A 12,814-nucleotide genomic window follows, 5' to 3' on the forward strand; every position below is an offset into this window, starting at 1 on the left:
TCTTTTTTAATTTATTCTTATTAGATGGTGTTCTATAAATCAAAACAGCATTGTTGCTTATTTGATTCCAAAGATTTCACGGATGACCTCATGGTCATCGAAATGATGTTTCACACCATTTATCTCTTGATAGTTCTCATGTCCCTTACCTGCAACAAGGATAACATCACCCTTCTTCGCCATCATTGCTGCTGTACGGATGGCTTCCTTGCGGTCGACGATAGTAAGAACTTTCTTGCGTTGTGTCGTGTCCAGACCTGCAAGCATATCGTCGATGATAGCTTGTGGCTCTTCGTCACGTGGGTTGTCACTTGTCAGGATGACAGTGTCACTTTGCTTTACTGCTTCCTGTGCCATCAGTGGACGCTTACCCTTGTCACGGTGTCCACCAGCGCCACAGACCGTGATGACATGTCCACCTTTACCATCAAGTACGTCGTGAATAGCGTTGAGTACATTCTCTAATGCGTCTGGGGTATGAGCATAGTCGACAACAGCAGTGAAGCCTTCTGGTGATTGGATAGGTTCCAATCGACCGTTAACACTCTTCAGCGTACTCATTGCAATCAGTATCTCTTCAGGCTTCTTACCTAACATGATGGCTGCTCCATAGACAGCAAGAAGGTTGCTTACATTGAACTTACCAATGAACTGTACGCCCACTTCTTTACCATCAATCTCAAGGTACATACCCTCGAAGTGACACTCCAATATCTTTGCACGGAAGTCTGCCATGCGTTTGATAGAATAGGTCTTGACGGTTGCTTTGGTATTCTGAACCATTATCATACCGTTCTTATCATCGGCATTGGTGATGGCAAAGGCATTCTTAGATAGACCATCGAAGAACATCTTCTTTGCATTACGGTAGTTTTCGAATGTCTTATGATAATCGAGATGGTCACGAGTGAGGTTGGTGAAGATACCTCCAACAAAGTCTAATCCCCCAATACGATGCTGGTGAATGGCATGACTTGAACACTCCATGAACGCATACTCGCATCCTTCGTCAACCATCTTGGCAAGAAGACTGTTGAGCTCTATGGGGTCTGGTGTGGTATGACTGGCTGGGTATTCCTCGTCATTGATATAGTTACATACCGTAGAGAGCAACCCTACCTTATAACCGAACTCTCGGAACATCCTATATAATAAGGTAGCAATAGTCGTCTTACCATTTGTTCCAGTCACACCAACCAATTTTAGTTTGTGTGAAGGGTCTCCATAGAACATTGTGGCAACCTTGCCAGCATCCTCTTCAGTTGAAGCTACTTGAATGTATGTTACCTTATCATCCAATACCTCTGGCATGTCTTCGAGTAAGATGGCAACGGCTCCCAATTCAATAGCTTTGCTAATGAACTTATGTCCGTCTACTTGAGTTCCTTTCATTGCGATGAATAGATGACCATTCTCAATCTTGCGGCTATCAATATTCACACCTTTAATCTCAATGTCTACATCACCTTTGCAAGCGATGGGCTTTACATTTGTAAGTAGTTTACTTAACTTCATATCTTTGTTCTATTCTTATTCGTTCTTTATAATGTAAGGGAAATTATCCCTTTGAGCGTTTCCTTATCCCATTCTTAGTTCACAGCGCATGCCTTTCTTTACTTTCTCTCCTGGTGCAAGACTCTGTTGGATAACGCGACCTCTACCAATGATGATTGCTTTTATCCCATGTGTCTCCATCAGATAAACAGCATCACGAGCTCCCATACCATGTACGTCTGGTACAAGGTGGGCTTTTGATAGGTTCTCCTTTTGGAAGGATAGCGTCTTACTATTCGTTATTGTCTTTCCCCAAATAGGATTTCCGAAGGGTAGAGAACCGTTCCATCCGTTTGTAATGTTAAAGCCAAGCGCATTTAACACGTAGTCGGTCGCTAATAGATTACCTGTCTTTGCGGTTGGGATAAGGATGGATTCCTTGTCACGAGCGTCTGTTACGTTTAGTTTCAGACTCTGTGCCATAATGCCTTCAGCAATATGATGGAACACAACTCCACTCATTCCACCTCCCGAAGCAGGTAGACCTGTCTTCTGAATGCAGACGATACAGCTGTATCGAGGGTTATTTGCAGGGAAGAAACCTGCAAAGCTCAGCAGGTAGTTGGTACCTCCCGTCTTATAGCCTAAGGCTCCCTTTGACATCTGGGCAGTACCCGTCTTACCCGCAACGAGGAACTTGTCTGAACCAGCTTTCTTACCCAAACCTTCTGATACTACCTCAGTCAATATTCGGGTAATCTGCTTTATCGTACTTTCCTTTGCTATATGCTCCTTTAATACCTTTGGAGGATTGTCATAGATAACCTCGCCATTCTTCACAATCTGCTTTACAAAGCGTGGTTGCATCAGCTTTCCTCCGTTAGCGATAGCGTTATAGAAGGTAATAGTTGATATTGGAGGTATCTGTGTCTCGTAGCCGATACTCATCCATGGAAGGGCTGTAGCACTCCAGTTGACATATTGGCCACGACTGTTCTTATGTGGCATACGAATCCTTGCAGGCGAATATCCGACAATAGGAATATGGAAGTCAGTAGCAAGTCCGAGGTCGTAGATGCCTTGAACAAACTTCTCTGGGTTCTTGTGATAGTGCAAGTCGATGATACGACTAACACCAATATTAGAACTGTACTTCAATGTCCATGGCAGTGTCAGTGTGCCGTAACCACCACGTGTCCAGTTATGGTCTTTCATGTCTCGGCCATACATGTTCCAAACACCAGGTCCTGTCTGAACGGTGTACATCGTGTCTACCACTCCATCATCAAGTGCTGTCATGATGGAAGCAGTCTTGAAGACAGAGCCAGGTTCCAACAAGTCGCTTACAGCATGGTTCTTAACCTCTCTATATTCACCGTCGCTACATTTGTCGAGATTGACGATTGCTTTCACATCACCCGTCGCTACCTCCATCACAATGGCAACACCTACGTTGCCATTAATCTCTTTTAGCTCGTCAATCAGTGCACGTTCGGCCAAGTCTTGCATGCTGACATCAATGGTCGTGATGATGTCGGCACCGTCAACAGGGGGTGTGTCAGTGATATTAAGGAATCTATTGCGCACCTTACGACGGTGAATGATACCATTTGTACCACGAAGGATAGAGTCGTAAGAAAGCTCCAGACCGCAGCGAGCCGTATCTTTAGCACCGAACATATCGCCAATAGTACGTTGAGCAAGTGAGCCAAACGGACGACGACGGGCATTGAACTTATCCCAGTGGAATCCGCTCTTATTCTTATTTTCATTCTTGAAGATAGGAAGAGATTGTATCTCTTTAAAGGTGTTATAGTCGATACGCTCGTTCCATATAGGCCAATGCTTACTTACCTTATGATATCCTTCCATGAGATACTGCTTGAAGTATGAGGCCGACTTCTCAGGGAAGATGTTGTTCAATCCTTTACTTATATAGTTGATGCTATCGATGAAAGCGGTGTCATTTCCTGCTACTTTCAGAGCGTTAAAGTCCATGTAAACCTTAAACTCAGGTATTGAGCTTGCCATGAGTTGCCCATTGCAACTGAGGATATTACCTCTGGTAGGCTTGATCGAAACGCTGTCTTTCTTCTGAGAAGCAGCCACTTCCATCCAGTAAGACCTTCCTGCTGTCATAGTGTAGATAGTCTTACCGATAACAGCTACAGCGATAAGCGACATGATGATGGCTATGACGCTGTAACGAGGCATTATTTTACTATTATCAAACTTGCTCATATCTTATTTCTCGGGTACATCTATAATATAAGGTGGACGGTCTGACATCTTTAGGACACTGTCCTTTCTTGTCTTCAAGATTTCAAGTATATGGCTCTCACGTGTCTTCTCAGTGAGTTGACTACTACTTGATAGTGCACGATATTTAGCATCGTCCAGTTCATTCCTTAACTTATCAATATCAATAAGATACTTCTGTACACTATATCGATTTGATATATAGACGATGGTAAAGAAGACGATGGTGATAATCAACCAGATGTTATTACGAAGGAGCCGTGCTGAGAGAATATCACCACCTAATATCTTTCTCAAGGTAAAGTTAGAAGATTGCGGTTGCTCATCTTCACGTGCTTGCTCTTCTATAGCAGCTTTAATCTTTTCAACCTCCTCCTTTTCTTCTTTCTCCTTCTCTTCTTCTTCTGTTAGTGGTGTTACAGCTTCATTGTTGGCAGAGGCCTGTGTTGTCTCCTCTACAGCTTCTGTCTTGATGAGTGGCTCCGTAGTGTTTGGCTCATTCTCAGTGAAGAGTGTTATCTCTTCTGTGAGGACTTGCTCCGTTGCCATTGGCTTCTTCTTGTCGTTCTCGTCATTCATTTGCTTTCTTTTCTGCTATTCTTAGTTTTGCACTTCGGCTTCGTGGGTTTCTTTCTTGTTCGTCGTTACTTGCTGTGATAACTTTGTTATTGACCAATCGGAAGGGTGTCTCTATTCGTCCGAAGAAGTCTTGCTTCACTTTACCCTCGATGTTACCCGACTTCATAATGTTCTTCACCATTCTATCTTCTAATGAGTGGTAGGTGATAACAGAGAGTCTACCGCCAGGACGAAGCAACTCGGTTGCTGCTGTGAGCATCTCTTTCAGAGCGTCCATCTCGTGGTTTACTTCAATGCGAAGGGCTTGGAACATCTTTGCCATGTCTTTCTTCTCTCGTGCCCGTTGGAAGAAAGGTTCGATGGTCGTCAGTAGATCATTCGTCGTCTTGTATGTTTTCTTTTCTCTTGCTTTAACGATGGCTGAGGCGATACGGCGTGACTGTTTCAGTTCTCCGTAGAGATAGAGTAGGTCTGCCAATCGTTCTTCGTCATAGTCGTTAAGGATGTCGGCTGCTGTCAGTCCTGCTCTTTTGTTCATTCTCATGTCAAGCGGGGCCTCGAAGCGGAAGGAGAAGCCACGAGTCTCATCATCGAAATGATGACTGCTGACGCCAAGGTCGGCAAGGAGTCCGTCTAAATGGTCTATCTCATAATACCGCATCCAGTTCTTCAAATATCTGAAATTAGAACGAACGAACGTAAAACGGTTCACTTGCTCTTCACTTAGTCCCATGCTGTCAATGTTCTGCTCGGCATCAGCATCTTGGTCGAAGCTATAGAGATGACAGCCTTCTCCTAAGCGAGAAAGAATCTCTCGGCTATGACCTCCACCTCCGAAGGTTACATCCACATAGACTCCATTCGCATGAAGGTTCAGTCCTTCAATGCTTTCGTTGAGGAGTACGGGAATATGATAACATTCTGCAGTCTTAATCATGCTGTTGATTCTTGTGTTGTTGATTACTTGTTGTCCTGTGATGGAGTGTCAATCCAGAAGGTTCCTTCCATTCCCATGGTTTCTTCCATGGCTTTGCTAAATTCTTCAGCCGACATAAATGGCTCGTTGTCAGCTTTGTTCGCCCATATCTCAATACAATCGTCCATCCCTGTGAACCTAATCTGTTGGTCAATATTGGCCATCTTCAGATATCGCTTTGGTATTAGGAAACGACCATTACCATCCAATGTAATCATCTCAACATCGGTGACGTATTGGCGATAAATCATTTGGTCGCGACGACTCCAACGGCTTAGACGGTTGCGAAGTGCATCCATTCGTTTGTTCCATACCGACTCGGGGTAGAGAACCAGACAGGGTTCGAAGATATCTTTGCGCAATACCAACGACTCTTCGCCAGATGCGTTAAGCACCTTGCGAAAGACTGCTGGCAGGAAAGCCCGCCCTTTTGCGTCTGTTTTTGCTTCGATATTTCCTAAAAATCTCATACCTGTCTTTTTATAAAGCTGTATTTGGCTTCAAAGTTACACATTTTTCCCCACATATCCCCACTATACTCCACAATATTTTAAGAACGCTCTTAAATTTTATTATATTAACGCTTCAAGAGGCGTTACTTCCCTCATGATTATCATTCAAGAGCATGCGCTTGAATCTTACTGTTGGTTGAGTGGACAATGTCGGTTGTTTACTTGTTTGAAATATATTTACAGTTAAACCGTGTAAAAGTCTTTCTTTGAGGGCTGAAAAGCTGGTTATGGATGTTGGTGTAAGTATCATGTATTCAAACATTTGCGAGGTGGTAATGAAGAAGACGCCTAATATGCTTCAAGAAGAGCGTTAGTAAGCTTCAAGAAGGGCGTCTTTTGCATGCTTGAAGGGTCTTGTCTGTAACGTTGTTGGGCGTAGTCTACTTTTAAGAGGGTGAAATTTTATTACAAAACAGAGGGTTGTGACAATCTTTATCAAGGCTTCTCTCCGAAGAAAATTATCTATTTTAGGAAGCGTCGAAGTCGTTTTCTTGCTAATTTTATGCCTTTGTTTCGTTGTGTGTCAGTAAAGTGGGGGATATGAGAAAGCGTGGGGCATAATCGGGAACTTGACTTTTAAGGAGTGCTCCCAGCCGAGTTAATGACATGATTTTTTTATGTTTAAGCCTATATTTTTCGCAAAAAAAGCAGGCTATTCCAAATCGTTTCGTTATTTTTGCACTTTGTTAGGAGAGAATAGAGTACATGAGTGAAGAAATAGAGAAGACGATAGACATTGACAAGATTCTAAGAGATAAGATGGGAGCGAAGGCTAAATTCGTTCCGTCTTTTGCTGTCAATTGGCTAAAACGTATCCTCCATGAAGACGAGGTGAACCAGTTTCTTTGGGAAAGTCGTGGCTTGACAGGTACGGAGTGGCTCACGGAATGTGTGCGTTATCTTGATATGACGCTACAAATCGAAGGGTTAGAAAATCTCCCAAAGAAGGACGATGGTAAGCTCTATACCTTTGTCTCAAATCATCCCCTTGGTGGGCAGGATGGTGTAGCACTCGGTTCTATTATCGGGAAACACTATGATGGAAAGTTCCGCTACTTGGTTAACGATTTATTACTCAATCTCCCTGGATTGAAATCAGTAAGTATTGGTATCAACAAGACGGGAAAACAGAGTCGTGATTTCCCTCGAATGGTTGAGGCTGGATTTCAAAGTGACAATCATATCTTGATGTTCCCGGCCGGACTGAATAGTCGTAAGATTAATGGAAAGATACATGATTTAGAGTGGAAGAAAACTTTTATCACGAAGAGTGTGGAGTATCAGCGTGATGTAGTCCCTATCTTCTTTGGTGGACGCAATTCAGATCGGTTCTATCGCATCGCTCATTTTAGTGATAAATACGTCAAGAAGGTGAATATTGCCATGCTCTTCCTTGTCGATGAAATGTATAGAAATGTTGGTAAGACATTCCGAGTAGCGATAGGGAAGCCTATCCCTTGGCAGACCTTCGATAAGAGTCGTACACCGATGGAATGGGCAAAATATGTCGAATACATGGTTTACGAGCTATAATCATTAGCTTCGATGGAGACAAGGTGAAGTGATTTACCACTCGATAAGATATAGAGAAAGAAAAGATTTATTAGAATATATGGAAGAAGAAATCATCCAACCCATCAGCAAGGAACTACTCAAGAGCGAGTTGACTCCTGACCGGATGCTTCGTACGACAAACAAGAGCCACAATGAGATTTATGTTGTGACTGCTAAAACAGCTCCTAACGTGATGAAGGAGATTGGACGTTTGCGTGAGATAGCTTTCCGTTCAGCGGGTGGAGGAACGGGAAAATCGATGGATATCGATGAGTTCGACACGATGGAGAATTGTTGTAGGCAGTTGATTGTTTGGAATCCTGAGGCCGAGGAGATTATCGGTGGGTATCGTTATATCTTTGGAAGCGAGTGGAAGATAGACCAGAACGGACAACCAAAGGTAGCAACAAGTCACATGTTCCATTTCTCTGATAAGTTTATGAAGGAGTATGCTCCTTATACCGTTGAGCTTGGACGTTCGTTTGTCTCATTGGATTACCAGAACGTTCGTAAGAACTCTAAGAGCATCTTTGCACTGGATAACCTCTGGGATGGGCTGGGAGCGTTAACGGTGTTGTACCCTGAATGTAAATACTTCTTCGGTAAGATGACGATGTATCCTTCGTATATTCGACGTGGAAGGGATATGATTCTTTATTTCTTGAAGAAATATTTTGATGATAAAGAAGACCTTATAATACCGATAAAACCGCTGAAAATTGATACTCCAATGACGGAGTTGGATGCTCTCTTTCAAGGTGAGAATTTCAAAGAAGACTATAAGATTCTAAATCATGAGGTGCGTGAGTTGGGATATAATATCCCTCCTTTGGTAAATGCCTATATGAATCTTTCTCCTACCATGAAGCTTTTTGGCACTGCTATCAACTATGGCTTTGGTGATGTAGAGGAGACTGGAATACTCATTGCCATTGATGAGATTTTCGAAGAGAAGCGTATTCGGCATATAGAAAGCTTTGTTGATGAGCATCCAGAGGCTTTGAAGTTTACGAGCGGGGCTAATAATGTTATCTATAAAGAGAAGGAATAAGATTAAAGTAAGAATATATAGAAATAAAAGAAAGGCAGGTAATCCGTTGAATTTGGGATTACCTGCCTTTCTTCTGTTACTTTCTTCGCCCTTTACTGTGTCCAAGTAAAGATGCGAAGAAGGTGTTAATTGTCGATGAAATCGCTATCTTTTATCTGATAAAGAGTAGTTCACGATATTTTGGAAGTGTCCAAAGCTCGTCGCTGACCACTAACTCTAATTTGTCAATCTGATATCGGATGGCTTCCATCTTTGGTGCGATAGTGTCATGATAAGCGATAGCTTTCTCACGTTGACTTTCTATCTTGTTAGCTTGTTTACGTGCGTTGACAAGTTCCTCCACGCCAGACTCGATGATAGTTGTGCGTTCAGCAATCTCGCGAATAATCTTTATATTTCGTTCGCTGAGCTGTTTACCCTCTACATCTCCGAAGATGTTGACCATATTCTGCACATTCTTAGCTAACTGACTCTGGTAGTGTGTGGCCACGGGGATGATATGGTTCATTGCCAAATCGCCCATTACACGTGCTTCAATTTGGATTTTCTTCGTGTAAGTCTCCCATTTCACTTCGTTACGAGCTTCTAACTCGTTACGCTTCATGACGTTCATAGACTCGAACATCTTGATAGAAGCGTCGTCAAGGTAGCGGTCGAAACACTTAGGACAGCTTGACTCACAATCGAGACCACGTCTGTGTGCTTCTTCTTTCCATGCGTCAGAATATCCGTTTCCATCGAAGTGGATAGGCTTGCAGGCCTTGATGTCCTCACGAACGATGTCAATGATAGCTGACGTCAAGTCTTCTCCCTTTTCTACCAAAGCATCTACTCGCTCGGAGAAGTTCTGTAAAGCCTCTGCAATAGCCGTGTTGAGTACGATCATGGCAGATGCACAGTTGGCTTCAGAACCAACGGCACGGAACTCAAAGCGGTTACCAGTGAAGGCAAATGGAGAGGTCCTGTTACGGTCGGTGTTGTCGATGAGCAACTCTGGAATCTCTGGGATATCCATTTGCATACCAGTCTTTCCACTTAGGTTAAAGATGTTCTCCTTGTCAGCCTTCTCTATGTGGTCGAGGAGGTCGCTAATCTGTCGTCCGAGGAAAGAGGAGATGATGGCAGGTGGTGCTTCGTTTGCTCCAAGGCGGTGATCGTTGGTTGCACTCATCACAGAAGCCTTCAAGAGGCCATTGTGTTTGTAGACTGCCATGAGCGTCTCTACGATGAATACAACAAAGCGGAGGTTGTCTTTGTGGGTTTTCCCTGCTGCATGGAGGAGGATACCATTGTCGGTACTTAGGCTCCAGTTGTTATGTTTACCAGAACCATTGACTCCTGCAAATGGTTTCTCATGGAGGAGTACACGGAAGCTATGCTTATGTGCAACCTTCTTCATGAGTGACATCAAGAGCATGTTATGGTCTACGGCAAGGTTGCACTCCTCAAAGATAGGTGCTAACTCAAACTGACCAGGTGCAACCTCATTGTGGCGAGTCTTACAAGGGATACCTAATTCGAGTGCTTGTATCTCAAGGTCTTTCATGAAGGCTTGCACACGCTCAGGGATTGTTCCGAAGTAATGGTCGTCCATCTGTTGGTTCTTTGCAGAGTCATGACCCATCAGTGTGCGACCTGTAAGCATAAGGTCAGGACGAGCAAAGTAGAGGTCCTCGTCTACAAGGAAGTATTCTTGTTCCCACCCAAGATTTGTGTGAACTTGTTTTACGTCTTGATAAAAGTATTGGCAAACTTTGGTTGCTGTCACATTTACAGCATGGAGTGATTTTAATAATGGTGCTTTGTAATCAAGTGATTCCCCAGTATAAGATATAAATATTGTCGGGATACATAGTGTGTCTTCGATGATAAATACCGGACTCGTAGGGTCCCAAGCTGAATAGCCTCGTGCTTCAAAGGTGTTGCGGATACCTCCGTTAGGGAAAGAACTGGCATCAGGCTCCTGTTGAACAAGTAGTTTTCCTGAGAACTCCTCCATCATACCGCCTTTTCCGTCATGTTCAATGAAAGCATCATGTTTCTCTGCAGTACCTTCTGTTAGGGGTTGGAACCAGTGTGTGTAGTGTGTTGCTCCGTGTTCTTCGGCCCATTTCTTCATTCCCTGTGCTACAGCGTTAGCGATAGAACGGTCTAATCGTGTCCCATTATCAATGACATCTATGAGCTTATAATAAATGTCAACGGGTAGATACTTGTACATTTTTGCACGATTGAAGACGTATTTACCATAGAAATCTTCTGGACGTTCTTTCGGTGTCTTAATCTCTAAGGGGCGTTTCTTGAATGCTTCTTCGATAGCTCCAAATCTTAAATTTGCCATATTCTTTGTCTTAAAATGAAACTTGTCAGTGCAAAATTAACTATTTTCGAGTTATCCTGCAAAGTATTTAAGAATATTATTATTTGTGTGTTAAATCCTATATTTCAACGCTTAAATTGTTTGTTAAGAATTATGTTATCTGGTTACGATATATAGTAATAGGGTGCTTAATGCTGTCTACGTTCCTATTTAATAATCTGAATGAGCCGTTGGAAAATACTACGTTACGATGACGATGCGGATGAAGGGAGTGAGAGCAACATGAAGAAAGCGGTATTCTCTATTTATGTCTGATAGGGAGTAGGGGATTAATAACTAACGGCTCGCATGCTATCGTCTATAAATGTTGATACCATGGTGGGTCAGTAAGATGAAAGTTAGATATAGGATAGGTGTAACCTTCGGATACAAAAAAAGTGCATATCTGCTCACGCAGACATACACTCAGCCACTTAACTAAATAACTCAAAAAATTATTTGACTCAAAAAAATCATTAGGCTATCTTCTCACGAGGACTGTCCTAACTACTTTAATTTGACTATTAACTTACTAATAACTATTTAAACGTAATTTGATTGCTACTCAAGAAATATCTTTAATTGACTTCGCAAAGGTAGTTATTTTTTTGGAATAACAAAGGACATGCAAACGATTTATATTTGTTATAAGCCTATTTTTTTATTATAACTATAGTTTTTACTGTAATTATCCTCTATTTTCGGCCTTTTCATCGATAAATGTTGCCCTTTGAGAAGTATGTCTTGTTATTGGCCTTTTTCCCCAGAAAGTTTCTTTCTATAAACTGTCGGAGCCACTCCGAACCGCTTTTTGAAGGCTTTACTCATTGCAGCGAGGTCGCTATAGCCACATTCGTAGGCTATCTCGGAGATGTTTTTGTTGTTGTCTTTAAGTAATTCGCGGCACTGAAGCATACGGCATTCACTCTGCCATGAGAGGAAGGTTTTACCTGCAAACTCATATATATAATAGGAGAGGGCCATGGTAGGAATACCTATGGAAGCTGCTGTCTTCTCCATCGTGAGCTCGGTGTTGGATAATGGGAACGGCTCTTGGTCTAACCATTGGTCAATCTTCTCTTTGATTGTTTTACCCCGGTTATAGCTGTGAGACTCTAATTTCTTGATGTGCTTATGTAGGTTCACATAGAATCGAGTGATGGCTATGACGGTGAAGATAATCCCTATCTTTAAGATAGCATGGAATGTTATTGTAGGGATAAATTGTCCTATGGTTATAGTAACTAAGAGGATTCCCGTCCCTAAATACAGTGTGTTGCGTCGGGCAACACCTCTAATATCGCCTTTATCCTCTATGATCTGTTGCTTGTATTTTATCTGTTGAAGTAGGATTTCAACTATCATTAATATCATACACAAGATGATACCAGCCACAAAAGCAATTCGCATATATGCCTCCATCGGTATTGCTTGGTTGAGGGCTTGCACCACTTGGTCATAGTTCTGGAAATGATAGATATGACCATTCGCCGCATATATCATCTGAGGAATCAGAAGAGACAAGGGCAGAAGGTTATAGAACAATAAGGCATACTTGTTTGCATAGATCTTACCATTACTGAATGTCGTACAAGTAATGAGGAAGGATTCCCAAAGAAGATACAAGGAAAGGATTGATGGAACGCATAGTATCTCCGTTTCATCGTTTCTGCTTCTAAAGAAATGGCAGCATAGATATAACAATAACAGGCAGTAGTCTGCTATAATTACTCTACGTTTGAAGGTGAGTGGACCGCTTGGCGACCTCCAATACATTAATGTAATGATGATAAAGCATATAGCTGTCGCAGCGATAGCCACTAATGATGTTGCATAACTTAAAATCATGATATGTCTGTGTTGTTGTCTAATACAAAGATAATAAATTTATCTCGTAATCTTTGTTTCTTAGTCTTCTTTTTGGAAAGATTAAGGAGATAACATATCTTCTGTTATCAGACAACTTCGTTTGTAAGGTTGATAAAGCCCCTGAGGGGAGGTGATATTGTCAATACTAATAGGTGAGCACT

Annotated in this window: 9 protein-coding genes; 2 read left to right on the forward strand and 7 right to left on the reverse strand. The window is 42.3% G+C overall.

Annotated elements, in window-relative coordinates; genetic code table 11:
* Nucleotides 1–57 precede the first annotated feature (57 nt).
* The 5 genes from CHB62_RS03660 to mraZ form a co-directional block, all read right to left on the reverse strand.
* Nucleotides 58–1,515: a UDP-N-acetylmuramoyl-L-alanyl-D-glutamate--2,6-diaminopimelate ligase gene (locus tag CHB62_RS03660; RefSeq protein WP_089365753.1), complete on the reverse strand. Its 1,458-nt coding sequence runs from the start codon at nucleotides 1,513–1,515 to the stop codon at nucleotides 58–60.
* Nucleotides 1,516–1,578: 63 nt separating this feature from the next.
* The gene (locus tag CHB62_RS03665; RefSeq protein ID WP_089365754.1) at nucleotides 1,579–3,735 is read right to left on the reverse strand and encodes a penicillin-binding protein; all 2,157 of its coding nucleotides are present in this window, start codon (nucleotides 3,733–3,735) and stop codon (nucleotides 1,579–1,581) included.
* Nucleotides 3,736–3,738: 3 nt separating this feature from the next.
* On the reverse strand, nucleotides 3,739–4,332 hold the full coding sequence (locus CHB62_RS03670; protein ID WP_089365755.1) for an FtsL-like putative cell division protein: 594 nt from the start codon (nucleotides 4,330–4,332) through the stop codon (nucleotides 3,739–3,741).
* Nucleotides 4,325–5,269 carry a 16S rRNA (cytosine(1402)-N(4))-methyltransferase RsmH gene (rsmH, locus tag CHB62_RS03675; protein WP_089365756.1) on the reverse strand — a complete coding sequence of 315 codons (945 nt, stop codon included), beginning with the start codon at nucleotides 5,267–5,269 and terminating at the stop codon, nucleotides 4,325–4,327. The genes CHB62_RS03670 and rsmH overlap by 8 nt, the downstream gene beginning before the upstream one ends.
* Before the next feature lie 23 nt (nucleotides 5,270–5,292).
* Nucleotides 5,293–5,778: a division/cell wall cluster transcriptional repressor MraZ gene (mraZ, locus tag CHB62_RS03680; RefSeq protein ID WP_009010881.1), complete on the reverse strand. Its 486-nt coding sequence runs from the start codon at nucleotides 5,776–5,778 to the stop codon at nucleotides 5,293–5,295.
* A gap of 747 nt (nucleotides 5,779–6,525) precedes the next feature.
* On the opposite strand from mraZ, the gene glsA reads away from it, so the two are divergent.
* On the forward strand, nucleotides 6,526–7,353 hold the full coding sequence (gene glsA, locus CHB62_RS03685) for a lyso-glycine lipid O-acyltransferase GlsA (RefSeq protein ID WP_089365757.1): 828 nt from the start codon (nucleotides 6,526–6,528) through the stop codon (nucleotides 7,351–7,353).
* A gap of 79 nt (nucleotides 7,354–7,432) precedes the next feature.
* Nucleotides 7,433–8,425, forward strand: coding sequence for a glycine N(alpha)-acyltransferase GlsB (gene glsB / locus CHB62_RS03690; RefSeq protein ID WP_089365758.1), 993 nt, complete (start codon nucleotides 7,433–7,435; stop codon nucleotides 8,423–8,425).
* A 151-nt stretch (nucleotides 8,426–8,576) separates the two neighbouring features.
* On the opposite strand, the gene CHB62_RS03695 is transcribed toward glsB, so the two are convergent.
* Both CHB62_RS03695 and CHB62_RS03700 read right to left on the reverse strand, forming a co-directional pair.
* Nucleotides 8,577–10,766, reverse strand: a complete 2,190-nt coding sequence (locus CHB62_RS03695) for a glutamine synthetase III family protein (RefSeq protein WP_089365759.1) — start codon at nucleotides 10,764–10,766, stop codon at nucleotides 8,577–8,579.
* 765 nt (nucleotides 10,767–11,531) lie between these two features.
* Nucleotides 11,532–12,632 carry a helix-turn-helix domain-containing protein gene (locus CHB62_RS03700; RefSeq protein ID WP_089365760.1) on the reverse strand — a complete coding sequence of 367 codons (1,101 nt, stop codon included), beginning with the start codon at nucleotides 12,630–12,632 and terminating at the stop codon, nucleotides 11,532–11,534.
* Between the last annotated feature and the right edge of the window lie 182 nt (nucleotides 12,633–12,814).

The sequence above is a fragment of the Prevotella jejuni genome, from assembly GCF_900187995.1.
In the GTDB taxonomy this organism is placed as follows: Bacteria; Bacteroidota; Bacteroidia; order Bacteroidales; family Bacteroidaceae; genus Prevotella; species Prevotella jejuni.